Origin of the sequence: Shinella sp. WSC3-e (assembly GCF_945994535.1) — a bacterium.
Taxonomy (GTDB): domain Bacteria; phylum Pseudomonadota; class Alphaproteobacteria; order Rhizobiales; family Rhizobiaceae; genus Shinella; species Shinella yambaruensis.
The window spans coordinates 154,047-180,788 of record NZ_OZ000531.1; the positions used below are offsets into that span (position 1 = coordinate 154,047).

Annotated in this window: 24 protein-coding genes; 6 read left to right on the forward strand and 18 right to left on the reverse strand. The window is 67.9% G+C overall.

What is annotated here, in order from left to right; genetic code table 11:
- Positions 1-12: 12 nt before the first annotated feature.
- The 11 genes from AABF56_RS23950 to AABF56_RS24000 form a co-directional block, all read right to left on the reverse strand.
- Entirely contained in the window at positions 13-1,101 is a 1,089-nt protein-coding gene (locus AABF56_RS23950) for a D-TA family PLP-dependent enzyme (RefSeq protein WP_272807910.1), read from the reverse strand.
- Positions 1,102-1,209: 108 nt separating this feature from the next.
- Positions 1,210-1,959, reverse strand: a complete 750-nt coding sequence (locus tag AABF56_RS23955; RefSeq protein WP_272807909.1) for an SDR family NAD(P)-dependent oxidoreductase — start codon at positions 1,957-1,959, stop codon at positions 1,210-1,212.
- A 10-nt stretch (positions 1,960-1,969) separates the two neighbouring features.
- Positions 1,970-2,743, reverse strand: a complete 774-nt coding sequence (locus tag AABF56_RS23960) for an SDR family NAD(P)-dependent oxidoreductase (protein ID WP_272807908.1) — start codon at positions 2,741-2,743, stop codon at positions 1,970-1,972.
- A 104-nt stretch (positions 2,744-2,847) separates the two neighbouring features.
- Positions 2,848-4,128: an NAD(P)/FAD-dependent oxidoreductase gene (locus AABF56_RS23965; RefSeq protein WP_272807907.1), complete on the reverse strand. Its 1,281-nt coding sequence runs from the start codon at positions 4,126-4,128 to the stop codon at positions 2,848-2,850.
- 65 nt (positions 4,129-4,193) lie between these two features.
- Positions 4,194-4,952, reverse strand: coding sequence for an iron ABC transporter ATP-binding protein (locus AABF56_RS23970; protein WP_272807906.1), 759 nt, complete (start codon positions 4,950-4,952; stop codon positions 4,194-4,196).
- Positions 4,949-5,890, reverse strand: coding sequence for an iron chelate uptake ABC transporter family permease subunit (locus AABF56_RS23975; protein ID WP_272807905.1), 942 nt, complete (start codon positions 5,888-5,890; stop codon positions 4,949-4,951). The genes AABF56_RS23970 and AABF56_RS23975 overlap by 4 nt, the downstream gene beginning before the upstream one ends.
- Positions 5,883-6,860, reverse strand: coding sequence for an ABC transporter permease (locus AABF56_RS23980; RefSeq protein WP_272807904.1), 978 nt, complete (start codon positions 6,858-6,860; stop codon positions 5,883-5,885). Before AABF56_RS23980 ends, AABF56_RS23975 begins: the two co-directional genes overlap by 8 nt.
- The gene (locus AABF56_RS23985; RefSeq protein WP_272807903.1) at positions 6,857-7,759 is read right to left on the reverse strand and encodes a siderophore ABC transporter substrate-binding protein; all 903 of its coding nucleotides are present in this window, start codon (positions 7,757-7,759) and stop codon (positions 6,857-6,859) included. The genes AABF56_RS23980 and AABF56_RS23985 overlap by 4 nt, the downstream gene beginning before the upstream one ends.
- A 33-nt stretch (positions 7,760-7,792) precedes the next feature.
- Positions 7,793-8,092 (reverse strand): DUF2218 domain-containing protein, encoded by a 300-nt coding sequence (locus AABF56_RS23990; RefSeq protein WP_272807902.1) that lies wholly within the window; start codon positions 8,090-8,092, stop codon positions 7,793-7,795.
- A gap of 100 nt (positions 8,093-8,192) precedes the next feature.
- Positions 8,193-9,800, reverse strand: a complete 1,608-nt coding sequence (locus AABF56_RS23995; protein ID WP_272807901.1) for an alpha/beta hydrolase-fold protein — start codon at positions 9,798-9,800, stop codon at positions 8,193-8,195.
- Complete coding sequence (locus tag AABF56_RS24000; protein ID WP_272807900.1) at positions 9,800-11,971, reverse strand: TonB-dependent siderophore receptor; 2,172 nt, start codon at positions 11,969-11,971, stop codon at positions 9,800-9,802. Before AABF56_RS24000 ends, AABF56_RS23995 begins: the two co-directional genes overlap by 1 nt.
- Positions 11,972-12,202: 231 nt before the next feature.
- On the opposite strand from AABF56_RS24000, the gene AABF56_RS24005 reads away from it, so the two are divergent.
- From AABF56_RS24005 to AABF56_RS24025, 5 genes are all read left to right on the forward strand, one after another.
- Positions 12,203-13,078, forward strand: coding sequence for a helix-turn-helix transcriptional regulator (locus AABF56_RS24005; protein ID WP_272807899.1), 876 nt, complete (start codon positions 12,203-12,205; stop codon positions 13,076-13,078).
- A 229-nt stretch (positions 13,079-13,307) separates the two neighbouring features.
- Complete coding sequence (locus AABF56_RS24010) at positions 13,308-13,820, forward strand: RNA polymerase sigma factor (protein WP_272807898.1); 513 nt, start codon at positions 13,308-13,310, stop codon at positions 13,818-13,820.
- 93 nt (positions 13,821-13,913) lie between these two features.
- The gene (locus tag AABF56_RS24015; RefSeq protein ID WP_272807897.1) at positions 13,914-14,885 is read left to right on the forward strand and encodes a FecR family protein; all 972 of its coding nucleotides are present in this window, start codon (positions 13,914-13,916) and stop codon (positions 14,883-14,885) included.
- 132 nt (positions 14,886-15,017) lie between these two features.
- Complete coding sequence (locus AABF56_RS24020) at positions 15,018-17,327, forward strand: TonB-dependent receptor (protein ID WP_272807896.1); 2,310 nt, start codon at positions 15,018-15,020, stop codon at positions 17,325-17,327.
- A 44-nt stretch (positions 17,328-17,371) separates the two neighbouring features.
- Positions 17,372-18,277: a siderophore ABC transporter substrate-binding protein gene (locus tag AABF56_RS24025; RefSeq protein ID WP_272807895.1), complete on the forward strand. Its 906-nt coding sequence runs from the start codon at positions 17,372-17,374 to the stop codon at positions 18,275-18,277.
- A gap of 3 nt (positions 18,278-18,280) precedes the next feature.
- Here AABF56_RS24025 and AABF56_RS24030 read toward each other — a convergent pair whose 3' ends face one another.
- The 6 genes from AABF56_RS24030 to AABF56_RS24055 all read right to left on the reverse strand — a co-directional run bounded on the left by AABF56_RS24030 (position 18,281) and on the right by AABF56_RS24055 (position 24,322).
- A complete protein-coding gene (locus AABF56_RS24030; RefSeq protein WP_272807894.1) occupies positions 18,281-19,345 on the reverse strand; it encodes an ABC transporter ATP-binding protein in 1,065 nt (354 codons plus the stop codon).
- Entirely contained in the window at positions 19,342-20,265 is a 924-nt protein-coding gene (locus AABF56_RS24035; RefSeq protein ID WP_272807893.1) for a PfkB family carbohydrate kinase, read from the reverse strand. The genes AABF56_RS24030 and AABF56_RS24035 overlap by 4 nt, the downstream gene beginning before the upstream one ends.
- On the reverse strand, positions 20,266-21,282 hold the full coding sequence (locus AABF56_RS24040; RefSeq protein ID WP_272807892.1) for an SIS domain-containing protein: 1,017 nt from the start codon (positions 21,280-21,282) through the stop codon (positions 20,266-20,268).
- Between the two features lie 2 nt (positions 21,283-21,284).
- Complete coding sequence (locus AABF56_RS24045; protein ID WP_272807891.1) at positions 21,285-22,130, reverse strand: carbohydrate ABC transporter permease; 846 nt, start codon at positions 22,128-22,130, stop codon at positions 21,285-21,287.
- Entirely contained in the window at positions 22,130-23,014 is an 885-nt protein-coding gene (locus AABF56_RS24050) for a carbohydrate ABC transporter permease (protein ID WP_272807890.1), read from the reverse strand. Before AABF56_RS24050 ends, AABF56_RS24045 begins: the two co-directional genes overlap by 1 nt.
- A gap of 69 nt (positions 23,015-23,083) precedes the next feature.
- A complete protein-coding gene (locus AABF56_RS24055; RefSeq protein WP_272807889.1) occupies positions 23,084-24,322 on the reverse strand; it encodes an extracellular solute-binding protein in 1,239 nt (412 codons plus the stop codon).
- A gap of 188 nt (positions 24,323-24,510) precedes the next feature.
- Between AABF56_RS24055 and AABF56_RS24060 the strand changes: the two genes are divergently transcribed.
- Positions 24,511-25,716, forward strand: a complete 1,206-nt coding sequence (locus AABF56_RS24060) for an ROK family transcriptional regulator (protein ID WP_272807888.1) — start codon at positions 24,511-24,513, stop codon at positions 25,714-25,716.
- Positions 25,717-25,960: 244 nt separating this feature from the next.
- Here the strand turns inward: AABF56_RS24060 and AABF56_RS24065 are convergent, their stop codons facing one another.
- A complete protein-coding gene (locus AABF56_RS24065; protein WP_272807887.1) occupies positions 25,961-26,737 on the reverse strand; it encodes an SDR family oxidoreductase in 777 nt (258 codons plus the stop codon).
- Positions 26,738-26,742 lie beyond the last annotated feature (5 nt).

Genomic DNA, 26,742 nt, shown 5'->3' on the forward strand with positions numbered 1-26,742 from the left:
CGAAATCCGGGCTCACCAGACCGTGCCGCGCGCGGCGACCTCTTCAACCCTGGTGACGATGCCGCCGCGATGGAAGACCATGCGGTCGAACAGGTTGCTGACGACGCAGGTGTGGTTCGGCACGATGTGCACCACGCTGCCGATGGCGGGAAACGCGCCCCGGCAATCCTTGAGATCGACGACCGAATGCTCCTCCGAGAGGGAGACGATGCGCGCGCCCTCGTGGCCTTCGATCTCGCCGTAGTCGGCAAAGCCGAGCAGGTCGGAGGTCAGCGCCTTGGAACCGGCATCCAGCACCGCGCGGTCCTCCGCCGGGCGCGAGACGACGGTCGCAAGGATGTGCATGGCAAGGTCCTGCCGCTTGCAATGGCCGGCGCGCACCATGCTGCGGTCGTTGTAGACATAGGTTCCCGCGCGGTGTTCCGTGGCGGAGGGCACGAGATGGGCCTTCCAAAGGTCCGGCGAACCGCCGCTGGAGCGCACCGGGCAATCGAGGCCGCGGGCCGCAAGCAAGGTCATGGTTCTGGCGATGAAAGCCTCCACCGCGCTCGCCCCGCCGGTCGCCGGATAGGTGAGGATGCCGCCGAAGCGGAGGGCGGGCGCCGCGGCGATCCGGACCGCGAGGTCCGTCGCCGCCTCCGGCGTCTGCACGCCGCACCGGCGCCCGCCCGTATCGCATTCCACGAGCACGGTCAGCGGACGGGCGGCATCGAAGGCGCCGGCAAGGCCGTCCACGGTCGCGGCGCTGTCGGCGACCACTGCAAGGCGCGGCACCCGATCGTGCAGCGCGCGCAGGCGCCTGAGCTTCGCCGCGCCGAGAATGTTGTAGGTGATCAGGATGTCCTCAAAGCCGGCATCGGCGAAAACCTCGGCCTCGCTGATCTTCTGGCAGTTGAGCCCGACGGCGCCGGCCGCCCGCTGCGCCTCGGCGACCGCGATGATCTTGTGGGTCTTGATGTGCGGGCGGAAAGCCATGCCGTGCCCGTCGAAATAGGCCTGCGCGCGGGCGATGTTCGCCGCCAGCCGGTTCTCGTCGATGACGGGCATGGGGGTGGGGACGTCTTCGAGCGGCGTGCCGGCGTCGGGCCAGGGATAGGTCATGGAAAGCCTTCCAGTCTTGGCGCCCGCGGCGCCCGTTGGGTTGCGGTCACTATGGTATGAATGGCTTCGGGACGAAACAGAAATCCTCGCCCCCGTCTTGGGCGGGATTCAGGCCTTGCGCTCCTGGAGGATGTTGCCGCCATCGACCACCAGCACGGCGCCGTTGATATAGCTCGCCTTCGGAGAGGCGAGGAAGGCGACGGCGGCGGCCACCTCGTCCGGCCGGCCCGCGCGGCCGCAGGGCGTCGCCATGGCGGCGCGGCGCTCCTCCTCCGTGGAGGCGCCCGTGTCGATCCAGCCGGGCGCCACGGCATTGATCGTGACGCCATGCGGGCCGGCTTCAAGGGCGAGCGCATGCGTCAGGCCCACCATGCCGGCCTTGGCGGCGGAATAGGCCGTCTCGCCGGGATTGGCGACATAGGGTCCCGTCACCGACGCCACGTTGACGATGCGGCCGTAACCGTCCGCCAGCATGTCCGGCAGGTAGAGGCGGGTCGAAAGGAACGTCGTCTTGAGGGTGACGGAGATGCCGCGGTCCCAGTCCGCCTCCTCCAGCATGGCGAAATCCCGCTGCAGCGCCGGCTGTGCGAGGCTGCCCATGCCGGCATTGTTGACGAGCACCGCGGCCGGCCCCGTCGCCCGCCGCAGCGTTTCGACCTCGGCCCTGACGGTGAGGTCGCAGACATGGCCGGTCGCGGAAAACCCGTCGCGCCGCAATTCCTCGGCGCGGGTCAAGATCCGCGCGCTGGTCGCCACGAGGTGGACGGCATAGCCCTCCTCCGCCAGGCTCCGTGCACAGGCGAAGCCGATGCCGTCCTCCGCCCCTGCCCCGGTGATGATCGCCGTCTTGCGCTGCATCCGCCCCTCCTCAGTAACCGGCCGTCACGCCGAAATCGATGGAAAGGGCGGCCCCCGTGATGGGCGCGGCGTCCGGCTCGCAGAGATAGGCGACCATGCGGGCGATCTCCTCCGGCCGGATGAAGCGCGCCGCCGTCTGCTGGGGGTAGTTGGACAGGAGCTTCGCCTTGTAGCCGTCCGGGTCGCCGCCGCCATAGCGTTCCGCCTGGAACTCGATCATCGGCGTCGCGACGTCGCCGGGGCAGACGGCATTGACGCGGATCCGGCGCGGCGCGAGTTCCAGCGCCAGCGCCTTGGTCAGCAGCACCAGCCCGCCCTTCGAGGCGCAGTAGATCGAAGCGCCGTTGTTGCCGACGAGACCGGCATCCGAGGCGATGTTGACGATGGAGGCGTCGTTCCCAAGATGCGGGATGGCGGCCTGGATGAGGAAGAACGCCCCCTTGAGGTTGACGTCGAGGACGATGTCCCAGTCCTCTTCCGTCATCGTCCCGGCCGCGCCCTCGCGCCAGACGCCGGCGGCATTGACGACGGCGTCGAGGCGTCCATGCCAGGCGAGCGCCGTCTCAACGGCGGAAGCGCAGGAGGCGACCTTGCGCATGTCGAGCGGCACCGCAAGCGCCGCACCGCCCCTGGCTCGTACCGCCTCCACCGCCGCCGTCAGGCGTTCGGATTCAAGGTCGGCAAGGACGACGGCATAACCATCGGCGGAAAGCCGCGCGGCGATCGCCGTCCCCATGCCGCCGGCCCCGCCGGCAATGAGCGCTACTCGGGTCTGGTCGGTCATGGTTTCCCCTGCCTCGATGCGATGTCCTTTCATGAAAAGGATGGCGCGCGACGGCGATAGTCAACACCGCAGTTCGGGCAACCCACCGCTCAGTGGCGGCCGCCTCAGGCGGCGCGCTCGCGCCACCGGTCCTGCACCTGCAGCTTCCAGTAGGTCAATTGCGCAACCGCCAGCCCCGCGAGGCCGCCGGCCCAGACCAGGCCGAAAGGCGCAAAGAGCCTGTAGCGCTCGCTTTCCCCCAGGATGCCCTCGGCGACGACCTTGCCGCCGATCGCCGTCGTGTTGAGGCCGTGGCCGCCGAAGGCGGTGCAGTGCCAGACGCCGGGGGCCATGCGCCCGATCTGGGGCATCAGGTGGCGGGCATAGGACATCAGGCCCGACCAGGCGAGCTCCGTCCTGAGGCCGGCAAGCTGCGGGTAGGTGCCGACCATCTCAGCGCGCAGTTCGCGCACCAGCCGCTCGGCCGAGGCGGCGCGGGTGGTGATGCGCCCGCCCCAGAGCAGCCTCCGGCCATCATCGACGAGGCGGTAATAGTCGCCCGCCCGGCGGTTGTCGCCGATGGCGTCGCCCGTGGCAATCGCCGCAGCGAGAAGGTCAGGCGCCTCCTCGCTGACCATCACATAGGTGGCGATCGGCAGGAAGGCGCGCCGGAGCCGCGCATTCAGCGCCCCGGTGTACCCGCCGGTGGCGAAGACGACGTCCCGCGCCGTCACCGTGCCGCCTGCCGTCTTCACCCGCTTCTCCGCGCCCTCCAGATCCGTCCCCGTTGCCGCGGACTGCTCGAAGATGCACCCGCCGAGGCGCTCGATTTCCCGGGCGATGCCGCACAGATAATTCAAGGGGTGCATGTGGAAGGCATCCCCGTGGCGTACCGCCTGATGGTAGCGGTCCGATTTCAGCACCGCGCGCACCGCATCGCGGTCCATGTAGCTGGCGTCTTCGCCATAGCGCCGGCGTGCGTCCTCCACGTCGGCCTTGAGGCGCGCGCCGTCATCGTAGCGCAGCACGCTCATCAGGCCCGGCCGGAGCTTTGCATCCTCAAGGCCAAGGGTCCGGATGTTGTCGCGGACGAACTCGACGCCCTCCATCGACAGGAGATGCAACTCGTGCGCCGACGCCGGGCCGGCCATGCGGGCGATATTGCCCTCCCCCGTCGCATAGCCGGCGCTGACGAAGCCGCCATTGCGCCCGGAGGCGCCGAAGCCGATGCTCTCCGCTTCCAGCACCGCCACGCTCCGGCCAGCCCGCGCGAGCTGAAGGGCCGTCGAGAGGCCGGCAAGGCCGCCGCCGATGATCACCGCGTCGCAGTCGACGGTGCCGGCGAGCGCGGGGCGCGCCGCCCGGTCCGTCATGGTGCGGCGGTAATAGGTATCCGGATAGACCATGCTGCTCCCCCTCGGCATGCGATGGGTGGACTGATGCGCATCCGCTCCCCGCTCGTCAATCGGCCTTAGAGCTGATGCAGCACGAAGGGCTTGCCCTCGATCGTCTCCACCCGCATGTTAAAGCCGAAGACGGCCTCCAGCGTTTCCGGCGTCAGGATTTCCGCCGGCGTGCCGTCCGCGACGATACGGCCGCCCTTCATCGCGACGATGCGGTCGGCGTGGGCGCTTGCCTGGTTGATGTCGTGCAGCACGATGACGACCGTCTTGCCCTTGCCGTCGGCGATGCTGCGCAGCGAGCGCATCAGTTCGCGGGCGTAATACATGTCGAGATTGTTCAGCGGCTCGTCGAGCAAGAGGTAATCCGTGCCCTGCGCGAAGGCCATGGCGACAAGCGCGCGCTGGCGCTGGCCGCCGGAGAGCGTCTCGATGAAGCGGTCGGCAAGGTCGGCGAGATCGAACCGGGCGATGGCCGCATCGATAATGGCGTGGTCGGCCGCGGTGAGGCGGCCGCGGCCATGGGGAAAACGGCCGAAGCCGACGAGCTCGCGCACCTTGAGGCGGCTTGCCACCGTGGTGTCCTGCCGCAGGATGGCAATGACGCGGGCGAGCTCCCGGCCGGGCGTGCTATCCACCGGCAGGCCGTCGATATCGATGGCGCCCGTCTGGAGCGGCTGCAGCCGCGCGACGAGCGAAAGAAGCGAGGACTTTCCCGCGCCGTTCGGCCCGATCAGCGCCACGACGCCGCCCTTCGGGATCGTCAGGCTGACATCCGTGAGGATCGGCGTCGTCCGGTGCTTGAAGGAGACGTTTTCTATCCGGATCATTTGCGGCTCCCGAGGACCAGCAGCAGGAGGAAGACGAGCCCGCCAACGAATTCGATGACGACGCCGAGCGCCGTCGCGTTGCCGAGCGCATGCTGGAACAGCGTCTGCCCGCCGACGAGCACGACGATGCCGGCAAGGGCGGCCGCCGGCAGCAGAACGCCGTGGCGGCGGGTATCGACGATGCGCTCGGCCAGCGCCGCCACCAGAAGCCCGAAGAAGGCGACCGGCCCGACGAGCGCCGTGGAGACGGCGACCAGCGCTGAGACGAGCAGCAGCAGGCCCGTCACCGTGCCCGTCCAGCCGACGCCGAGGCCCGTCGCGGTATCCGGCCCCAGCGAGATGACATCGAGCACGTGGCGCGCCCGCCAGGCGATCACGGCGGCGATGACCGTGACGATGGCGGCGAAGACCAGGAGGTCGGTGCGCACGGCATTGAAATTGGCGAAGCTCGCCGATTGCACGACGGAGAACTCGTTTGGGTCGATGAGGCGGGCGAGCAGCGAATGCAGGCTGCGGAACAGGACGCCGAAGACCACGCCGGCCAGCAGCATCAGGCCCATGTCGAGGCGGCTCCTCAGCATGGGCAGCAGCAGCGCCGAGGCGAGCGCCATCAGCACCAGCACCTCCAGGCCGAACTTCAGCTGCGGATCGAGCGCCACGTAGCCCACCCCGCCGAGCAGGAAGACCATCAGCATCTGGCCGAAGAGATAGAGCGCATCGAGCCCCATGATCGACGGCGTCAGGATGCGGTTGCCGGTGACGGTCTGGAAGATCACGGTGGAAATGGCGATCGCCACGCCCACCTGCACCAGCGCCGCAAGCTTCACGAGGCGCAGTTCCAGCACGAAGGCGATGTTGCCCTTGAGGCCGATCGCCAGGAACGCGACGGCGGCAGCAAGGGCCGCGGCGGCAAGGCCGAGAAGACGGCGGTCAGGCATGGGCGCCACGCCGGAAGAGCAGCCAGAGGAAGATCGCGCCGCCGACCACGCCCATCACCGTGCCGACGGGGATCTCGTAAGGATAGCGGATAAGGCGCCCGGCGATGTCGCAGGCGAGCACAAGCCCCGCCCCGCCGGCGGCGACCCAGCCCAGCGTGCCGCGCACATTGTCGCCCATCAGGCGCGAGACGATGTTGGGCACGGCAAGGCCGACGAAGGGGATCATGCCGACGACGGCGACGGCCAGCGCCGTGATGACGGAGACGAGGACGAGGCCGATCTGCATCATGCGGGCGTAGTCGATGCCGAGCCCGATGCTCGCCTCGCGCCCCAGCGCCATGATGGTCAGCCGGTCGGCGACGAACCAGGCGATGGCGACCATCACGGCGGCGATCCACAAGAGTTCGTAGCGCCCGCGCAGCACGCCGGAGAAGTCGCCGTTGGTCCAGACGGCGAGGAACTGCAGGAGATCCGCCTGCCAGGCCGCATAGGTCGCGGCCGCGCCGATGACCCCGCCATAGACGATGCCGAAGAGCGGCACGAGGAACGGCTGGGCGGGCGGCAGGCGATGGGCGGTCGCCAGGAAGATCGAGGTGCCGAGCAGGGCCGCGCCGCCGGCGACGAGCGTCTTCACCGGCAGGGCGGCGGCGGGAAAGAGCAGCGTGACGAGGAGGATGCCGAGTTCGGCGCTCTGCGCCGTGCCGGCGGTCGCGGGCTCGACGAAGCGGTTGCGGGCCAGCGTCTGCATGATGAGGCCGGCGATCGCCAGCCCGGCGCCGCTGAGGATCGCGGCAAGCGTGCGCGGCAGGCGGCTGACGAGGAGCAGCTGCAGCGCTTCGGGATCGCTCAGCACCCGGCCAAGCGGCATCGGGCTGACGCCGACGGCAAGGCTCAGCACAAAAAGGACCGCGAGCCCGAGGCCCGCGATCGTTCCGATCCGCAAGGAGGGGTGCAGGGCGCGGGCGCTCATTTCGCGGCGGCGAAGGCCTCCGTGATCGTCGCCAGCACGCGTTCGAGCGACTGCACGCCGCCGGCGGCGATGTAGAAATCCGGCGCCGGCAGGTAGACGACCTGGCCCTTCTTCCACGCCGTCGTTTCCGCCACGAGCTCGTTGTCGAGCGTCACCCTGGCGGCCTGCTCGTTGGAGCCGACGGCAGCGGCGCGGTCGAGCACCAGAAGCCAGTCGGGGTTCGCCTCGCGGATGAACTCGAAGGACACCGCCTCGCCATGCGTCGCCGTCTCGATCTCGGCGATCGCCGGCGGCAGGTCGAGCGCCGCATGCACCCAGCCGAAGCGCGAGCCGGGGCCATAGGTGGAGACCTTCGGCCCGTTGGTCATGACGATCAGCGCCTTGCCCTTGCCGGCAACGGCGGCCCTGGCGGCCGCGAGCTTCGCGTCCAGCTCACCGGCAATGGCCTTTGCCTCCGCCGCCTTGCCGAACAGCTCGCCATAGGTCTCAAGACGCAGCTTGGCCTGCCCGAAGAGATCGTCGCCATCGATCGTCATGTCGATGGTCGGCGCGACCTTGGCGGTGACGTCCGCCTTGGCGGCGGACCGGCTGCCGACGATGACGAGATCAGGACCGAGCGCGCTCAGCGCCTCGAGGTCGGGCTCGAAGAGCGTGCCGACCGCCGTCGCGCCCGCCTTGATCGGCTCCAGCGCGGGAACGTAGAGCTTGTCCGGCACGCCTGCCGGGCGGATGCCGAGGCGGTCGAGCGTGTCGAGCGCGGCCATGTCGTAGACGGCGATGGTCTTCGGCACGCCGTCCACCGCGACCGTTCCCCGCGCCGTCGTCACGTCCATGGCGCTGGCGGGCAGGATGGAAAGGGCAAGGGCGGCGAAGGCCGCAAGCGGGCGGAACTGTTTCATGGTCTACCTGTCATTCTGGATGGATGCGAACGCTCAGCCGGCCTTGTTCTGCCACTGCCAGTCGAGCGGTTGAAGCTCCTCACGGAAGGCGAAGCGCGCGAGATGCGATTCGATCACCGACTGGGTCTGGGCGAGGTCCTCGCCGTTTTCGGCCCGGGCGGTCATGCGCAGGCCATAGTCATCGGCATCGAGAATGCCGAGGCCGCAGGCAAAGTGACATTCGCCGTGGTTTTCCGAAGCGGTGACCTCGATCTTGTGCGCGAAATGCTTGCACAGCTGCGCCAGGTATTTCCGGCCGTGGGCGGTCTCCAGATAGGCGACGGATTCGAGCATGGCCTTCCCTTTCATCCTTGTCCGGCGGCCGGCTTGCCTGCCGGCAGCGCCGAAAACATAACGTCCTTACTCATGTTTTCCCGACAAGGGAAGCCGGCCGTCAGGGCCGATCCCCACCGAACAGCGCGATCAGCCCGTCCGAGATGACGCCCTGCCAGACGAGATAGTCGTGGCCGCCGGCATAGTCGCGATAGGTGACGGGAATGCCCTTGGCCTGCAGCACGTCCCGCAAATGCCGGCTGGTTTCGAGGATGCCGGCCGAGCCCTGCGCGCCCGTTTCGAAGAGGCCGGCCGAGAGGAAGAAGCGCAGCGGCAGCGCCGGGCCTGCGGCAATCAGCCCCGCCACATGCTCCTGCCGGTCCTCCGGCGTGCCCGGCGGGCTCCACCAGAAGGAACCGGACATGGAGAGCACGTTGCCGAAGACCTCCGGATGCCGCATGGCGACGGTGGCCGAGGCAAGGCCGCCATAGCTGGAGCCGGCCAGCACCGTGCGCGTGGCCGGGATCGCCAGCCCCGTTTCCCTTGCCACCCGCGGATAAAGCTCCGTGGCCATGAAATCCGCGAAGGCCGGATTGGCCGGAAGTTCGCGCGCCCGCGCCGCCCGGTCGGGATTGGCGACGAAGACGGCGACCACCGGCGGCACCGCGCCGGCGGCGATCATGTTGTCGAGGATGCGCGGCACCGGCACGCGGTCGAGATACTGGTCGGCGTCGAAGACGAAGAGCAGGACCGTGTCCTTGCGCGCCGGGTCGAAACCGGGCGGGTAGTAGAGCGTGATGTCGCGGCGGTTGCCGAGCAGCCGGCTTTCGATCGACAGCCGGCTCAACCGGCCCTGGGGATTGCCCTTCTCCGCCAGAAACGGCTGCGGCGGCGCACCGGCCAGTTCCAGCACGGACTCCTGATTATAGGCGTCCACCGCCTCCGCCGGCCAGCGGTGCCGGTTGAGCGGATCGGCCCTGGCCGTCGAAAGGATGGCGACGCGCCGGTCGCGCGCGGTGCCGGGCACGTCGGGCACGTCGAAGGCCAGCTGATAGGACAGCCGCGTGCCTTCCGGCACCTGAAAGCTCCTGAACCAGATGTCCGAATCGCCGAGACGCTGCAATTCCTCGTGGTCGCCGCTCGGTGCGCCGAACAGGCGGATGTTGCGCTTCGCGCCGCGCCCCAGGAAGGTGACGATCCTGTGCCCCGCCGGCCCGTCCTCGACGAGCGGCGTGCCGCGGTCCGCGACCATCGCCCAGAAGGCCTCCGTCGTTCCGCCCGCCGCGACCGCGGTGGCGATCCCGGCGATGGCGGGGCTCAGATAGGCGGTCGGCGCCGGCCGCTGCTCGGCAAGGCCGACCTTGCGCTCGATGCCGAGCACATAGGCGCCCGCGCGTGCGGCCGTGACGACCAGCCGCTCGCCGGAGCCTTCGGCAACGAACTGGAACTCCGCGACGCCCCCCGCCCCTTCGGCGAGCCGGCGCAGGTGCCGGCCCTCGCTGTCCACGAGATCAAGATCGAAGGTGCCGGCCTCGACGCGAAACGCCCCCTTGAAGTAGTCGCCGACGGCCGTCCGGGGATCGAAGGCCTCCCTTGCCCCGGCCGTCGCAGCCTTCCCCGTCACCGCCGTGCCGGCGGCGAGCGGCACGGCTTGCGTCGTCTCCGCCGCAGGCGCCGGCGTCATCGAGAGGATCAAGGCCATGACGCCCGATCCGATCATCCTGCGCATCACCATTCCTTCTTCAGCGTCGCGACGATGCTGCGGCCTTCGCCATAGAAGCAGGCATAGGCGCTGGCGCAGGAGGCGACGTAGCGCTCGTCGCCGATATTCTTGACGTTGAGCTGCAGGGACAGGCCCTTCAGCTCCGGGCTCTTCGCGCCGAAATCGTAGGAGGCCATGGCGTCGAACAGCGTGACGGCGCCGACCTTGAACGAATTGCCGCCATCGCCCCAGCTTGTGCCGATATAACGCAGGCCCCCGCCGACGGTCAGCCCCTCCAGCGCGCCCTCATCGGCCGTGTAGGTCGCCCAGAGCGAGGCCTGATGCTGCGGAATGCGGGCCGGCATCTTGCCGACTTCGCTCGTATTGACGGATTCCTTGACGATCGAGTCGATATAGCTGTAGCCGGCGATCAGCGAGAGGTTGTTCGTCACCTCCGCCCGGGCGGAAAGCTCGATGCCGCGGTTGTGGATCTTGCCGACCTGCGAATAGACCACCTGGCCGAGGTCCGGGTCCCAGGCGCCGGCCACCACGTCCTTCTGCCTCAGGTCGTAATAGGCGGCCGTCAGCAGCAGGCCGGAGCCTTCCGGGGCATATTTGACGCCGACCTCGAACTGCCCGGCCGTCGTGGGCGAGAAGGCCGGGCTGCCGGCCGGCGGCAGGTAGAGCGCCGGCTCGAAGGAGGTCGCATAGCTGACATAGGGCGACAGGCCGTTGTCGAAGGCGTAGAGCGCCCCGGCCCGCCAAGTGAAGGCGCCGTCGTCATAGGACTGGTCGTTGGTGCCCAGCCGGTCGTCTATCTCGGTCTTGGCCCGGTCGTAGCGGATACCGGCGAGAAGGTTCAAGGCGCCGATCTCCACCTGGTCCTGCAGGTAGACACCCACCTGGCGGGCCGTCAGGTCCTGAAGGTCGGTGGTTGCCAGCACCAGCGACGAGAAGTCGAAGTCGCCGTAGCGCGGGTCGGCAAGGTCGATGCTCGGCCCGGCGGCGCGGCCCCATTTGTAATCACGGGTGCGATACTGGTAGTCCACGCCGCCGAGCAGCGTGTGCTCGGCGGCGCCCGTCGAGAATGTCGCCTCGATCTGGTTGTCGATGGTGAACTGGTTCCAGGTGTCCGTGCCGCCGCTCGCCGAGCGGCTGACGATCGTGTTGTTCCCGGTCACCGGATCGGGGCTGGCGCTGCCATAGACCAGCGTATGGTGCAGCCAGTCGACATGGTGGTAGCGGGCATTCTGGCGGAAGGTGAGATTGTCGTTGAACTCGTGCCTGAACTCGTAGCCGATCCAGGCCTGCTTGCGTTCCGAACGCTCGAAATCCGGATCGGACACGAAGAAGTCACGCGGCACGAAGCCGAAGCCCGGGATCGGCGTGACGGTGCCGGCCGCATCGAGGAAGTTGCGGTAGCCTGCATCCGGTTCGTTCTGGTAGCCGCCGAGGATGGTCAGCGAGGTGCCCTCGTCCGGCGACCAGGTGAAGGACGGCGCGACGGCGAAGGAGCGGTTCTTCGCATGGTCCTCCTGCAGGTCGCGCCGGAGGCCCTTCGCCGCGATGCGGTAGCCGAAGACGTCGTCGAACGTGTCGGAGATGTCGAAGCCGGCGGAAAGGTACTTGTCCGTACCGACCGAAAGCTCCACCGCGCGCAGCGGCGTATCGGTCGGCTTCTTGCTGACCATGTTGACGATGCCGCCGGGATTGGCCTGGCCATAAAGGACCGAGGCGGGGCCCGAGATCAGCTCCACGCGCTCCAGGAGATAGGGATCGATCTTCGCATACGAGAGGTCGCCGCCGAGGAACAGGCCGTCGAGATATTTCGGCACGTAGTAGAAGCCGCGCACGAAAAGCTCGTCGCGCAGGTTGGAGGCGCCGCGGTACTCGGTGAGGACGCCCGGCGTATAGCGCAGCGCCTCGGCGACGGACTGGGCGCTCTGGTCCTCGATCTGCTCCCTGGAGACGACGCTGACGGTCTGCGGCGTTTTGGAAACCGGCGTATCCGTCTTGGTGCCGGCAAGGCTCTTCTTCGCGACGTAGCCGTCAACCGGCCCGTCGCCCCGCTCGCCGGCGCCGCCCTCAACGACGATCGCTTCCAGCGCCGTGCTGCCCTGGCCTGTCGCCTGGCCGGTCCCTTGTTCCTGCGCGACGGCCGCGTTCAGCGCCAGGACGCTGGCCGCGGCAAGCAGCATGATACGACGTTGTCCGATCGACGGCGAAAGAGTGCCCCACATTTCCTGAACCCACATACGACAAGGCCGGCGCGACGGCCGGCGATTAAACTTGATTAACGAAGTCAACTATGCCAGTAGCTTGGATCGGCTGTCGACCGCAAAGACTTTCGCGGAGACCGCAGAAAACTTTGCGGAAGCGGCAGCCGGGGTCAGTTCGCGCGGAAAAAGGCGATGCAAGAGGGCGGCGTCTTGAACATCAGGATCAAACCGGAAGTTCCCCAGCACCTGTTCGTCGGCGCCATGGATGGCCCGGCAAGCTGCACGCCGGACGACAATCTCTACGACGTCTGGCCGAAATTCCTGATCATGGTCCTCCTGCAGGGCCGGCAGCATTTCGTGATGGACGGGGAACATTTCCGCATCGATGCGGGCGATGCGGCAAACCCGGAGCCGACCGTCTTCATGCTGAATGTCGGGCGAGACTGCAAGCTGCAGTTCGTCAACGAAAGCACGACGCCGCTGCGCAAGGTGATGATCTCCGCGCCGCTGCCGTGGGTCGACCGGCTGATACGCTCGCAGCCGACGAGCATGCCGAAGCTGCGCGCCTTCTTCACCCGGCATCTCGCCGAATTCAGCTTCGCCCCGAACCGCCACCTCATCCAGATCGCCGAGCACATCCTCAAGCCGCCGGGCACGATGGCGGGCGAACTCCTGACGCTCTACCGCAATTCGCACGCCTTCGACATCATGTGCCAGGCCTGCTCGGTTCTCGTCGAGGCCGATGCGACCGAACCGCACCAGCCGACGGCGCTCAGTCGCCGGCAGGGCGAGAAGGTGCGCGACTATATCCTCGCCCATGTCTGCGAGGACCTGACGCTCGACCGCATCGCGCGGGAGGTCGGCATCAGCACCTCCTCCATCCAGCGCCATTTCAAGGAGCATTTCGGCACGACCGTGTCGGACTTCATCCGCCAGGAGCGGCTGGAAACGGCACGCGCCGCGCTGGAGCGGGACGGCATTCCGATCTCGCAGGCCGCCTACCTTGCCGGCTACCGCAACCCATCGAGCTTCACCACCGCCTTCAAGAAGGCCTATGGCGTAACGCCGAAGCATCGGCGGGCGTGACGGGCGGCCGCTTGCCGGCGATAAACTTGACCTGATAAATCAAGTTAAGCTATGTCTCATGGACACACGGCCGCCGCCCGGGGCGCGGCGATTCTGAAGGGTTGGCAATGGCGGCGACGCGCGGCGATGCCGGAAGGCGGACGGGAGAGGTTCTGGCGCGCAGCGTGACACGCCGGGCCGGCGTTCCGCCCACCGCCTCCCGCTGGAGCCGCATCGAAGAGGCCGCGCCGTGAAGGAGGGAGATGCCACCTCGCTGCTCTACGCCGCCCACCGCCCTGCCCTCGTCCGTTATGCGACGCGGATCCTCGGCTCGCGCGAGGCGGCGGAGGATATCGTGCAGGATGCCTTCCTGCGCTTTTCGCCGGCCAACACCTATGGCGCCTCCGCCGGCCAGACGCTCGCCTATCTCTACCGCATCGTGCGCAATCTCTGCCTCGACCTCATCAAGCGGCGCAGGATCGAGATGAGGGAACAGGACAACGAGCCGCCGTTCTGGTCCATGCCCCGCGCCGTCGAGACACCGGAGGAGACCATGCTCGTCTCCGACGAGGTGCGGGCGATCGCCGAGGTGCTCGACCGGTTTCCGCTGGACGTGCGCGTGGCGCTCGAGATGCACCGTTTCGGTGGCTATACGCTGGAGGAAGTCGCCGCCCATCTCGGCATCTCCGTCGCCACCGCCCACCGCCATGTCCGCGCCGCGCTGGTGGAGATCGCGCTTCGGCTCGGCAATGACGCCCCGTGAAAAAAATCCGCGCGCAAATCGTCCCTACGCAGCAATCTGATATTCGGCTAGAACGCCATGCGCGGCATGGGGAGCCGGGGCACGGGTAAGAACTTGATTCAGGACGACAGCGAAAAGCGCCGCGCGATCGAAGAGGCCATGGACTGGCTGCTGCGGCTGAAGGCCGATCCCGATTGTCCGCAGGCCGCCCGGGACGTGGAGGACTGGCTCGCGCGCGCGGAGATCAACCGCGCCGCCTGGCGCGACGCGCTGAAGGCATGGGACGCCCTCGGCGAGGTGCGGCCGCGCCATGTCGACCTGTGGCCGGCCCGCCCGGTCGCGACCCTGCCCCGCCGCAGCCGCAAGCCCCTTGCGGCGGGCATCGCCCTCGCCCTTGCCGCCGCGCTTCTCGTCGTGCTCGCCGCCCCTGCCCTGATGATCTGGCTGCAGGCCGATTTTCGCACCGGCACCGGCGAGAGCCGGATAGTGACGCTCGCCGACGGCAGCGCCGTGAACCTGTCCGCCGACAGTGCCATCGACGTCGAGCTGACGCCGGAGGGCCGCCATGTGCGCCTCCTTGCCGGTCAGGCCTTCTTCGACGTGGCGCATGACGGCAGGCGCCCCTTCACCGTGGAGGCCGGCAATGCCCGGGTCGTCGTGCTCGGCACGGCCTTCGACGTGGCGCTCGACGACGCCGCGACCACAGTGCAGCTCGCCCGCGGCGTGGTCGGCATTTCCGGCGAGGGCGAAACGCATGCCGTTGCCGAAATGGCGCCGGGCGACATGGCGACGGTCGATGGCGCGACCGGCGCGATCACCCGCGCGACGGTTCCGCTGGAGGAGATCGGCGCCTGGCGGAGCGGCCTGCTCTTCGTCAACGACGTTACCGTCGACAGCGTCGTCGCGCGCCTGCAACGCTACCATTCCGCCTGGATCAGCGTGCCGGACCGCACGCTCGGCCGCCAGCGCGTCACCGGCCTCTACGACCTCCGCGATCCCGACCGGGCGCTGAAGGCGCTGGTAAAACCCTATGGCGGCAAGGTGCGTTCCATCTCCCCCTATACCCGGATCGTCTCGCGCTACTGAGCCTTTCGGAAAGTTTTCCGAAAAATTCAGGAAATTTGCCGGAAGCGTGAAAAAGATTCCCGAGGCGATCGTCTCTGCACCGGGAATGCGCGCTTCAGGGGCGGCGCATCCCGAGGATATACCGGGGGTAAAATGCGTTTGCATATCGATCGATCGACCACGTCGCGCGCCGGGGCGCGCACGCGTACCGTCTTCATGGCCAGGCTGATGGTCTCCACCGCCGCCGCACTCGTCTTCAGCCTGCCGCAGGCGGTCCTGCAGCCGGCGGCCGCCCAGGCGAAATCCGCCCGCGTCGGCACCATGGCATTCGATATTCCCGCCCAGCCGCTGGCGGGCGCGCTCAACGCTTTCGGCCGGCAATCCGGCCTGCAGGTCTCGCTTGCCGCCGCCACCTCGCGCGGGCTGACATCCCGGCCGGTCAAGGGCGCGTTTACGCCGCAGGAGGCGCTTGCCCGGCTTCTCGAAGGCACAGACACGCGCCATTCGGTCACCACCGACGGCACCGCGATCGTCACCGCCGCGCATCTCTCCCCGCTCGTCACCGGTTCCGTGGAAGACGGATCGACGACGCTCGACCGGATCACGGTGGAGGGCGAAAAGGTCGGCCAGGGCGACGTCAGTGAACTGAACATTTCCGCCAGGGACCTCGAACGCAAGAACCCCGCCACCATCCAGGACGTCTTCCGCGAGGAGCCGAGCGTCAAGGTCGGCTCCTCGCTGCCCATGTCGCAGAAGGTCTATGTCAACGGCATAGAGGAAACCAACCTTGCGATCTCCATCGACGGCAGCCGCCAGAACAACAAGGTCTTCCACCACAATGCGACGACGCTGATAGACCCGACGCTGCTGAAGGCCGTCAGCGTCGACGAGGGCGTTGCGCCGGCCGATGCCGGCCCGGGCGCGCTTGCGGGCTCCATCGTCTACGAGACCAAGGATGTCGGCGATTTCCTCCAGGCCAACGGTTACGGCGGCTTCGTCCACTCCGGCTTCAACACCAACGGCAACATCTTCACCACGGGCCTTTCGACCTTCGGCAAGCAGGACGGTTTCGAATATCTCGGCTATTTCAACATCGGCCGCGGCCAGGAGTTTTCCGCCGGCAACGGCGACGAGGTGCTCGGCACGCGCACCCATTTCCAGAGCGGCATCGGCAAAATCGCCTATGAATTCGAAAGCGGCGACCGCGTCGAGCTCAGCCACGAGGCGATCAAGGACGAGGCGCCGCGCCCGTTCCGCGCCAATATGGGCACGACGACCGGGGCGAAGCCCTGGGAGCCGCTGGTGCGCGACTACGAATTCAACCGCACCAACACGGTCTTCACCTATACGGACACGACGTCCGAGGGCTGGTGGGATCCCAAGCTGGTGCTCGCCTATGGCCGGACGAAGGTCGGCACGACGGTTTTCCTGAGGCCGGGGACCAATCCGGAAACCTATCCGGTGGCCGGCGCGACGGACACGTTCAACGGCAAGTTCGAGAACCGCTTCCATTTCGATCTCGGCACCGTCACGGCGGGCATCGACTTCTATCGCGACAGGGCGGAACTCGAGGACATGTTCGAGCCGGCGACGGAAAAGGCGAGCAATCTCGGCGCCTATGTCCAGGCACGGCTGGAGCCCTTCGAACGTGCGCGCCTCTCCTTCGGCGGGCGGGCGGATCACCAGTGGTTCACCGGCACGGGCGGCCAGGAATTCGACAATTCCGGCCTCAGCGGCAATATTTCCGCTGAATACGACCTGATTGCGGACTTCCTGACGGCCAAGGCCGGCTATTCCCATGTCTGGGCCGGCATTCCGCTGGCGGAAAACTTCATCATGAACCCGGCCTGGACCTATCTCCCGGAGCCGGAGCCGACCACATCCGACAACTATACGGTCGGCCTTCTCGCGAAATATCAGGGCTTCAGCGTCGAAGGCTCCATCTTCCGCACGGAAATGGAGAATGCGCGCGCCGCCCGATACGCCTATGCCTATGCGGCACGGCAGGTCGAATCCGAAGGCTTCTCCATCGGTGCCGGCTATGACTGGACGGACGGCTACATCCGCGTGAAATATGCCAATATCGACACGCTGATCGACGGCAAGCCGGCCGATTCCGATACCGGCACCTACCTCACGACGCCGGTCGGCGAGATCATCACGGTCTCCGCCGCCCACACCTTCGCCGACTGGGGCCTCACCGTCGGCGGTGATATCGAGATCGCGCCGAAATACGACAAGGTTCCAGACGGCAGCCCGGCCTTCAAGGCCTACCAGGTCGTCAACAGCTTCGTCGAGTACAAGCCGCCGAGCCACCAGAACCTGACGCTGCGCGCCGAGGTGAAGAACATCTTCAACGAGACCTATACCGACCGCGCGACCTATGGCCAGGAATTCGGCGAGGTGAAGCCGCTCTACCAGCCGGGACGCGCGTTCCTCGTCAGCCTGCGCGCCACGTTCTGATGACATGGCCCCGGCCGACCGCCGGGGCCTTATCGGAGACAGACATGAAACGCCTGAAATCCCTTGCCCTCGCGGCCGTCCTGCTTGCCGCCGGCGTTGCCGGCGCCGCCGATGTGGAGATCGACACGGCCGCCGGCCGCAAGACCGTGGCAACGCCCGTCACCACCGTCGCCGTCTTCGACATCGCGGCCATCGACGCGCTGGACAAGCTCGGCGTGAAGCCGGCGGGCCTGCCGTCCAATCTCTATCTGAGGGAGCTGTCGCACCTGAAGGACGGCGCGAGCGCGGTCGGCGACATCTTCGAGCCGGACCTGGAGGCGCTGAGCGCGCTTGCCCCCGATCTCATCATCCTCGGCGGCCGTTCCTCCACCAAGGTGGAGGCCGCGGCCAAGGTGGCCCCGGCCATCGACATGACGATGGACGGCGACGACCTCGTCGACCAGGCGCGTGCGCGCATCGCCACCTACGGCCGCCTGTTCGGCAAGGAGGCCGAAGCCGAGGCCGCCCGCGAGGACCTGGACAACGCCATCGAAACGGCCCGCGCCGCGGTTGCCGGCAAGGGCAAGGCGCTGATCGTCATGACCAACGGGCCGAAGGTCACCGCCTACGGCCCCGGCTCGCGCTTCGGCTGGCTGCACCGCTCGCTCGACCTCCCGCCGGCGATCACCGAGGTGGAGGCGGCGACGCATGGCGAGGCGGTGTCGTTCGAGTTCATCCGCGAGGCGAACCCGGACTGGCTGATCGTGCTCGATCGCGCCGCCGCGATCGGCTCCAGCGAGCAGAATGCCAGGATCACGCTCGACAACGAGCTGGTCGCCGAGACGGTGGCGTGGAAGAAGGACCAGGTCGTCTACCTGCCGTCCGGCGACTTCTACATCGCCGCCGGCGGCGCGCAGGCGATGATCCGCGTCTATTCCGCCATCGCCGAGGCCTTTAGCGCGGCGAGATAACCGTCAGTTCAGGCGCTGCTCCGTCTCCGCGTCGAAGACGTGGAAGGCGGCGGGCGCAACGGCAAGGGCGATCTCGTCGCCAGCCGCGACGCGGGCGGTCGCCGGCAGGGCGGCCACGAGGCGCTGGTTGCCCATCGCCGCCGTGACGACCAGCTCCGGCCCGGTCAGCTCCGCGACCTCGCAGCGCGCCGTGAGCGGCACGCCCGCGCCCGACCGTTCCATCGCCTCCGGCCGGATGCCGAGGACGAGCCGGCGGCCCGGCGCGATACTTTCCAGGTCCGGCACGGGCACGGTGATATCCGTGCGGTCGATCCGCAAGCCGCCCTCGCCCGCCGTCGCGGCCAGAAGGTTCATTGGCGGTGCGCCGACGAAGGTTGCGACATAGAGCGTCGCCGGCCGGTTGTAGATGTTCTCCGGCGTGTCGAGCTGTTCGATCCGGCCGCCGCGCATGACGGCGATGCGGGTGGCGAGCGTCATCGCCTCGATCTGGTCATGCGTGACATAGACGACGGTCGTCCTCGTCATCTGGTGCAGGCGCTTCAGCTCGGTGCGCATCTCCATGCGCAGCTTCGCATCGAGGTTGGACAGCGGCTCGTCGAACAGGAAGATCTTCGGGTTGCGCACCAGCGCCCGGCCGATCGCCACGCGCTGGCGCTGGCCGCCGGAAAGCTGGCCGGGCTTGCGCTCCAGCAGGTTTTCGATCTGCAGGAGCTTCGCCGTCTCGCGCACGGCCCGGTCGCGTTCCGCCCTGTCCACCTTGCGCATTTCGAGGCCGAAACCGATGTTCCGGTGCACGGTGAGATTGGGATAGAGCGCATAGGACTGGAACACCATGGCGATGTCCCTGTCCTTTGGATGCACGCCGACAATGGAGCGGTCGTCGATGCGGATATCGCCGCTCGTCGGCTCGGCAAGGCCGGCGATGATGTTGAGCAGCGTGGACTTGCCGCAGCCGGAGGCGCCGAGCAGCACGAGGAACTCCCCGCTTTCGAGCGCGATGTCGATGCCCTTCAGCGTCTCGACGGCGCCGTAGCTCTTGCGGATGGCGTCAATGGTCAGCGTGCTCATGCCGGAACGTCCTGCGCGGTCGGTGCGTAGCTTCGGGGATGGGTGGAAATGGCGCGCGAGGCCACCGCCGTGCCGGCGGCAAGGCTCGCCTGCAGCGCCTCCCCGGCCGCATGCGCGGCGAGGAAGGCGGCGTTGAAGACGTCGCCCGCGCCGATCGTATCGACGACCCGCACGGAAGGCGCCGCAGCGCGGACAACCCGGTCGTCGGCATCCACGGCGATCGCACCCTTCGGGCCGCACTTGACGACGACGATGCCCCCGTCCGGCATGCCGTGCCGCAGGATGCGCCCGGCCGCGGCGGGATCGGCAACGCCGGCAAGGCTGGTCGTCTCCACCTCGTTGAACAGCGCGATCCGGCAGCGCGACAGCCAGCCTTTCGCCGCCCGCCTGTTGGCCTCCGTCCAGCCCTCCAGCGGCCAGCCGGTATCGAGGGCGACGGCAATGGCGTGGCGATCCGCCCAGTCGAAGAACCGGTCGTAATCCTCCACCAGCTTCTCCGTCAGGAAGGAGCCGCAGAGCAGCACGATGCCGCCGGCAAGCCGCGGCCCGTCGAGCACCGCGAAGACATCCTCCAGGCTGAACAGCGGCAGGTGCCCGCGCGTCGTGAAGAAGGTGCGCTCGCCGTCCGGATGGGTGATGCCGACGGAAAGCGTCGTGCTGTCGCCGTGCACCGGCCAGGTGCTTGCGCGCGCACCGAAACTTTCCGCCAGCCAGCGGCCGAACTGGTCGCGGCCGATGCTGGCGGCGATCTCGAAGGGCGTGCCGAGCGCCATCCAGGCGAGCGCGGCATTGCCCGCCGAACCGCCGACGCGCAGCTCGTCATGCTCGACGATGCTTTCCGTGCCCGGCTGCGGCCAGGGCGCGGCCGGCCCCATGATCAGGTCGACATTGACGTTTCCGACGACGGCAAGCGGCTTCACTCATTCACTCCGGGTAATCTTCGTCGAGCGCACCGGCGTGCCGGCATCGGCGACGCGCGCGGCGGCGAAGGCGATCATCAGCCGCTGCGCCGTCGGCAGCATGGCGAAGACGGCGGCAAGCCCGGTCAGCGGCGGAAAGGCGATCGTCGCCGCGCCCTCGACCGGCGGGCGGCCGGACGCGTCGAACATGACGAGCTTCGCACCCGCCTCGACCACGGAAGTCGCCATCGCCGTCACGAGATCCGTCGTCGCGTCGTCGCTGCGAAAGAGAACCACGCCCACATCGGGCGAGAGCATTTCCATCGGCCCATGGCGCAGCTGGCCGCCTTCCAGCGAGAAGCACGGCAGGCGCGACAGTTCCGTGAAGCCGAGCGCGATGGCCTCGGCGAGCCCCTGCAGCCGCCGCCCGGACGTCACGACGGAGCGCACGCCGGACAGTTCGGCCAGCGCCGCGTCGATGGCCGGTTCCCGCGGGTTCTCCAGGGCATGGACCGCCTGCGCGATATCTTCGCCGAGGGTGGCGAGGATCGCCAGATGCAGCGAGAAGCTCACTGTCAGGCTGCGTGTCGCGGCGAAGGCCTGCTCCGTGCCGCCATGGCCGACGAGGCAGGGCGCGGTGCGGGCGAGGAAGGAGCCGCCTTCGAGCGTGAAGCCGAAGGTTTCGTCATTGCCGCCGGTCTCCTCGAACCAGCGCAGCACCTCCGCGCTTTCCCCGGACTGCGAGGTGACGAAGACCGTGCGCCCGTCGATGGCGAGCGGCGCGCCAAGCTGCTCGGAAAGCGGCAGGGCGATCGCCTCGATGCCGAGGCGGCGGTAGAGCGGCTCGACGGCGCGGCCGACGGCCTGCGAGCCGCCCATGCCGAGAAGCAGCAGCCGGCCGGTGCGTTTCAGGCTGGCGGCGGCCCTTTCGGCCATCGCGCCGTTGTTGCGGAAGGAGGCGAGCGCATCGGCATGCTGGCGCGCCATTTCCCGATCGATCGCCTTGAGGCCTTCCGGCCGGGATGCAGTCGTGTTCATCGTCATCCTTTCACACCGCCGCTGGTAAGGCCCGAGATCAGGGCCCGTTGCATGATGAGGCCGACCAGGACCGGCGGCAGCGCGGCCAGGACTCCGGCCGTCGCGATCAGCCCGTAGTCGGAAACCCGGCCGCCCGCGAGGTCGGCTATTGCGACCGTCAGCGTGCGGGCGCGCTGGTCCGAGGTGAAGAGCAGCGCATAGAAGAACTCGTCCCAGCCGAGCAGGAAGGCGAAAAGCGCCGCGGTGGCGACGATCGGCATGGCGAGCGGCAGGGTGATGATGCGCAACGTCGCAAGAAGGCTCGCCCCGTCCATCATCGCCGCCTGCTCGATCTCGCGCGGAATGCCGTCGAAGCCGGACTTCATCAGCCAGGTGGTGAAGGGCGCGAGGATGGTGAGGTAGACGAGCGCCAGGCCGAAGACCGAATTGAGCAGCCCGAAGGTGGCGAGCGCCATGTAGAGCGGCACGGCAAGCGCGACCGGCGGCAGCATGTAGGTGGCGATGACCAGCGAGAGCGACCAGCCGACCGAGGGCGTGCGCGAGACCGCCCAGCCGGCCGGCACGGCAAGCACGACGGCGGCGACCGTCGCCATGCCCGCCACGAGGATGCTGTTGACAAGAGAGGCGACGAAATTGGCGCCCGCGCTGTTCGGGATGGTCGACAGCAGCGTGGCATAACGCGAGAAATCGACCGTGCCCGGCCACCAGCGCAGCGGGCGCGCCACGAGATCGGCCGCCGGCGAGATGCTCATCACGAAGAGCCAGAATATCGGCGCGACGATGACGGCGGCGAGCAGTAGCGCGGCGGCGTGGATGAGGATCGAGGCGAGAAGGCTGCGGCGTTCCATCAGGCGGCGCTCCCCGCCGTGCGCCGCACGAGCATGCCATAGCCGACCGCCAGCACCGTCACGATGAGGGTGACGACGAGGGCGAGCGAGGCGCCGGAGCCGGCGCGCTGGAAGGAGAAGGCCTCCTGGTAGACGAGGATCGACAGGGTGCGCGTCGAATTGGCCGGGCCGCCGCGCGTCATCACCCAGATGATGTCGAACACCTTGAAGGCCTCGATGGTGCGCAGCACCAGCGCCACCATCAGCGGGCCGGCAAGATAGGGCAGGATGACGAAACGGAAGCGCGCGAAGGGGCCGGCACCGTCAACGAGAGAGGCGGAGGTGATGTCGCGCGGCACGGCCTGGAGGGCGGCGAGCGCGATGAGGGCGACGAGCGGAAAATTCTTCCAGCAGTCGGCGACGATCAGCGCCGTCATGGCGGTGCCGGGCTCGCCGAGCCAGGAGCGATAGCCGTCGATGAGGCCGACCTGCGTCAGCGCCGCGTTCAGCGCGCCGTATTCCGGATTGTAGATGAGCCGCCAGAGCGTCGCGTTGACCACCGTCGGCAGCGCCCAGGGCAGAATCAGCAGCGCGCGCAGCACGGTGCGGCCATAGAACCGCTGGTTCAGCAGCAGGGCGGCCAGAACGCCGATCACCATCTCCGCCGTCACGGAGACCACGGCAAACCAGGTCGTGGCGTAGAGCGCCCGCTGAAAATTGCTGTTCGACAGCATTTTCAGATAGTTGTCGAAGCCGACGAAAGCGCCGCCGGAACCGATCAGCTTGGCGTCCGTAAAGGAAAGCCGCACGGTATCGACCATCGGCCAGCCGATCACGGCGAGCATGACCGCCAGCAGCGGCAGCATGAGAAGCCATGCCCGGGTCGTCATCCAGGTGCTGGACATAGCGTCCTCTTCGTCGATTTCAGGAAGGGCGAGTGTGCGGGCGGCCGGCGTCGCCCGCAAGGCCGAACCTCAAAGGCCGCTGTTGTCCGCCGCCGACTTCAGCGCGTCTTCCGGCGATGCCTGGTCGAGCAGGGCTTCCTGAATGGCCTGCTGGAGAGCGGTGGAGAGCTCCTGGTATTTCGGCGTGGTCGGCCGCGGATACATGGCGGCAAGGCCGAGCTTGGCGGCGGCGATCAGCTCTTCCTGGCCGGCGGTGACGGCGGCATCCTCGTAGGACGACGCCCAGATCGGCAGGCTGAGCTTGGCATAGGCGTTCTGCGTCTCCTGCGAGGTCATGTGCACGATATACTTCCAGGCCTCGTCCGGGCTCTTGCTGGTCGTGGTGATGCCGAGGCCCATCGAGCCGTTGACAGCCGAGACCTCGCTCTTGCCCTCAACGCCCGGCGCGGGCACGACGCCGACCTTGCCGGCGACCTTGCTGTCTTCCCCGCCATTGGCCATGTTGTACATGTAGGTCCAGTTGAGCGCGAAGGCTGCCTCGCCGTTCTGGAAGACGTTGCGCACGTCCTCTTCGAGGAACTCCTTGGAGTTCGGATTGGTGAGGCCGGACTTGTAGCTGTCGACCATGTATGTCAGCGCATCGAGACCGCCGCCCTCGGCAAAGGCCGGCTTGCCGTCCTTCAGGAATTCGCCGCCATAGGCGCTGACGAGCGTGGTGTAGTCGCAGATCGCCGCCTCGGCCTGCGACCAGCTCCAGGCGATCGGGGTGGCGAGCAGGCCCTTGTCCTTGATGATCCTGGCCTGCTCGTTCAGTTCGGCCCAGGTCTTCGGCGGCGCCGAAATGCCGGCCTTCTCGAGGATTTCCTTGTTGTAGAACAGGTATTTGGTGTCGAGGATCCACGGCATGCCGTAGGACTTGCCGTCATAGTCGACGGTCGTCCAGGCGCCCGGCAGCACGCCCTTCTTCATCTCGTCGGTGATGCGGGACGAGACGTCGACCAGCACGTTGTTCGTCGCATATTCGGCGGGCCAGATCACGTCGAAGAGCACGACGTCATAGCCGCTGCCGGAGCCCTGGGCGAGCACGGTCTTGTCGTGCAGGCCCTCGTAGGGAACGAATTCCAGGTTCACCTTGATGTCCGGGTTCGCCTTGGTGAAGGCGTCCGTCATGGCGCGCACGTCCGCCTCGCTATAGGCGGCCTGCGCCATGAAGAGCGCGTTGAGCGTCGTCTCCGCGAAGGCATGCGGGGCGGAAACGCCGGCAGCCAGCGCCGCGCCGAGCAAGGTCTTCTTCATCGATTTCAACATGATTGCGTCCTCCTGTTTGGTTCATGCATCCGAAGGCGCCCTGCAGGCACCCCGGTCGTTGCGGGTTCATCGCCGGATCATGGCGGGAGACCCGCCGCCGTTCCCCGGAGCTCTCCGGCTCCTTATTAAGTCAAACTTCTTGACTTAAATGTTCTGTATTATTCAAATGGTGTCAAGAGGGGATGTCGATGAACGAACTGCGGACGATCCGCGCCAAGAGCGGGACCAACCAGGAAGGCACCAGCGCCCATAACCGGCGCGTCATCATCGAGGCCATCCGGCTGAACGGACCGCTGTCGCGCGCCGATCTCGCCCGCGCCACGCGGCTGACCAAGCAGACCATTTCCAACCTTGTCGAAAACCTCGAGGCGGACGGTCTCGTCGCATCGGAAGAGGTGGTGCGCGGCGGGCGGGGCCAGCCCTCGACCCCCTACCGGCTCGTGCCGGAGGGCGCCTTCGCGCTCGGCGTGCAGATCGACCGGCACCTGACGCGTCTCGTCGCCGTCGACCTGATGGGACAGGAGGTCGCCCGGACGGTGGCCAACCTTCCGCCGGGCGGGCCGGTGGAGGGCTGCAAGCTGATCCTTCGCCTCATCGAGGCCATGCGCGCCGACCTCACGCGGCGCATTCCCGAATCGGCGCACCGGCTGGCCGGGCTGGGCCTTGCGATGCCCGGGCCTTTCGGCCTCGCGCCCTCCGACGACGAGACCTGGATGATGGCCGAGTGGCAGGCCTTTCCGCTCGTCGAAACGCTGGCCGCCGGCACGGGGCTGGCCACCAGCCTGCAGAACGACGCGACAGCCTGCGCGGCGGCGGAGCGCATGAACGGTTCGGCCGACGGCCTCGACCACGCCGTGTGCATCTATTTCGGCTACGGCATCGGCGCCGGCCTCATCCTCGGCGGGGAGCTTTATACCGGCAGCAACCGCAATGCCGGGGAGATCGGCATGGTGCTGTTCTCGCGCGGCGGAACCTGGTCGCCGCTGGAGCACCGGTCGTCGCTCGCCTCGCTGTTCCAGCATCTCGGCCTCGATTCGGCGACTACGGAAGCCTATGCCGAGGTCGAGCGGCGAACGCTTGCGGACGATCCGCGCATCCTCGCCTGGCTGGCGGATGCGGCGGCCGACATGCGCCAGGCCGTGCACATGGTCGAGACCATCTTCGACCCGCAGACCGTCATCCTCTCCGGCAGCGCGCCGGAACCGCTGGCCAAGCGGCTGTTCGACGCGATGTTCCCGCTCATCCCCTCCAATGCCGACCGGCCCGGCCGCACACTGCCGCGCCTGCAGCTCGGCATGATCGGTCCCTGGGCCGTCGCGCTGGGCGCGGCGGCCGAGCCGATCCGCCGCGCCTTCGACCCGCGCTTTTCCGCGATCCTGAAAACGGCCTCCTGAAGCCTGCCTGTTTCGCAGGCATTTTCCGGCCGCGCCGCGGCCAAAACGGCTGCATCTGCAGTTTATTTGCACGAGCGTACCGGAATCGCCGAATCAGACCTTCCCTGCGCTCCGGCAAAACCCTACTGGGGTATCACTCGCGCAACCCGCGAGCTTCCCCGCGTCATTGGGAGCCAACCGTGGCGCTCGCTGCCCCGCTTCGTGCGGGGCCTCTTTTTTTTCAGCTACCGAAAAATCCGCCCGCTCAGGGGTGATGCAGCACGCTCATCCCGCCATCCACCGTCAGGCAGGTGGCGTTCATGAAGGGGCATTCGTCCGAGATCATGAAGAGCGCGGCCTTGGCGATCTCCTCCGGCGAGGCGATGCGCCCGCCGGGATGCAGCGCCATCGTCTCCGCCTCGGCGGCGACCGGGTCGGGAAAGCTGTTCCAGTATTCCACGGCCTTCTGCGTGCGCACATAGCCGGGCGCCAGCGCGTTCACGCGCACGCCCCGCCCCGCATATTCGAGGCCGAGCGCCTTGGTCATGCCGAGCAGCGCATGTTTGGCGACGGGATAGGGAAAGGTGTGCGGGATGATGGTGAAGGCATGGGTCGAGGCGATGTTGAGGATCACCCCGCCGCCCTCTTCGATCATGCCAGGCAGCACGGCCTTGCTGCAGTTCCACGCACCCTTGAGGTTAATGTCGAAGCAGCGCTGCCAGTCGGCGTCCGAAAGCGTCAGCGGCTCGAAGAAGACGTTGACGCCGGCATTGTTGACGAGCGCGTTCGGCCGGCCGATCTCGACCGCCGCTGCGGCCACCGCCCGCGCGATGGCGTCGGCATCGGTGATATCGGCCGCGGCATGGCCGACCCGGCCGCCGCCGGCACGAAGCCGCCCGGCTTCGGCGGCGAGCAGGCCGCCGTCCCGGTCGATGAGGAAGAGGCTCGCCCCTTCGGCAAGGAAGCACTCGGCCATGGCAAGGCCGATGCCCTGCGCCGCGCCGGTGACGACGATCCGTTTTCCATCAAGGCGTCCGCCCATCTCCG

What these genes read in the sequence shown, in the direction of transcription:
- AABF56_RS23985 (WP_272807903.1), bottom strand. Translation starts at nt 7,759, where the DNA reads ATGAAACAGTTCCGCCCGCTTGCGGCCTTCGCCGCCCTTGCCCTTTCC.
- AABF56_RS23975 (WP_272807905.1), bottom strand. Translation starts at nt 5,890, where the DNA reads ATGCCTGACCGCCGTCTTCTCGGCCTTGCCGCCGCGGCCCTTGCTGCC.
- AABF56_RS23955 (WP_272807909.1), bottom strand. Translation starts at nt 1,959, where the DNA reads ATGCAGCGCAAGACGGCGATCATCACCGGGGCAGGGGCGGAGGACGGC.
- AABF56_RS24000 (WP_272807900.1), bottom strand. Translation starts at nt 11,971, where the DNA reads ATGCTGCTTGCCGCGGCCAGCGTCCTGGCGCTGAACGCGGCCGTCGCG.
- AABF56_RS24055 (WP_272807889.1), bottom strand. Translation starts at nt 24,322, where the DNA reads ATGTTGAAATCGATGAAGAAGACCTTGCTCGGCGCGGCGCTGGCTGCC.
- AABF56_RS24030 (WP_272807894.1), bottom strand. Translation starts at nt 19,345, where the DNA reads ATGAGCACGCTGACCATTGACGCCATCCGCAAGAGCTACGGCGCCGTC.
- AABF56_RS23990 (WP_272807902.1), bottom strand. Translation starts at nt 8,092, where the DNA reads ATGCTCGAATCCGTCGCCTATCTGGAGACCGCCCACGGCCGGAAATAC.
- AABF56_RS23980 (WP_272807904.1), bottom strand. Translation starts at nt 6,860, where the DNA reads ATGAGCGCCCGCGCCCTGCACCCCTCCTTGCGGATCGGAACGATCGCG.
- AABF56_RS24045 (WP_272807891.1), bottom strand. Translation starts at nt 22,130, where the DNA reads ATGGAACGCCGCAGCCTTCTCGCCTCGATCCTCATCCACGCCGCCGCG.
- AABF56_RS24040 (WP_272807892.1), bottom strand. Translation starts at nt 21,282, where the DNA reads ATGAACACGACTGCATCCCGGCCGGAAGGCCTCAAGGCGATCGATCGG.
- AABF56_RS23995 (WP_272807901.1), bottom strand. Translation starts at nt 9,800, where the DNA reads ATGCGCAGGATGATCGGATCGGGCGTCATGGCCTTGATCCTCTCGATG.
- AABF56_RS23965 (WP_272807907.1), bottom strand. Translation starts at nt 4,128, where the DNA reads ATGGTCTATCCGGATACCTATTACCGCCGCACCATGACGGACCGGGCG.
- AABF56_RS23950 (WP_272807910.1), bottom strand. Translation starts at nt 1,101, where the DNA reads ATGACCTATCCCTGGCCCGACGCCGGCACGCCGCTCGAAGACGTCCCC.
- AABF56_RS23960 (WP_272807908.1), bottom strand. Translation starts at nt 2,743, where the DNA reads ATGACCGACCAGACCCGAGTAGCGCTCATTGCCGGCGGGGCCGGCGGC.
- AABF56_RS24025 (WP_272807895.1), top strand. Translation starts at nt 17,372, where the DNA reads ATGAAACGCCTGAAATCCCTTGCCCTCGCGGCCGTCCTGCTTGCCGCC.
- AABF56_RS23970 (WP_272807906.1), bottom strand. Translation starts at nt 4,952, where the DNA reads ATGATCCGGATAGAAAACGTCTCCTTCAAGCACCGGACGACGCCGATC.
- AABF56_RS24065 (WP_272807887.1), bottom strand. Translation starts at nt 26,737, where the DNA reads ATGGGCGGACGCCTTGATGGAAAACGGATCGTCGTCACCGGCGCGGCG.
- AABF56_RS24020 (WP_272807896.1), top strand. Translation starts at nt 15,018, where the DNA reads ATGCGTTTGCATATCGATCGATCGACCACGTCGCGCGCCGGGGCGCGC.
- AABF56_RS24050 (WP_272807890.1), bottom strand. Translation starts at nt 23,014, where the DNA reads ATGTCCAGCACCTGGATGACGACCCGGGCATGGCTTCTCATGCTGCCG.
- AABF56_RS24060 (WP_272807888.1), top strand. Translation starts at nt 24,511, where the DNA reads ATGAACGAACTGCGGACGATCCGCGCCAAGAGCGGGACCAACCAGGAA.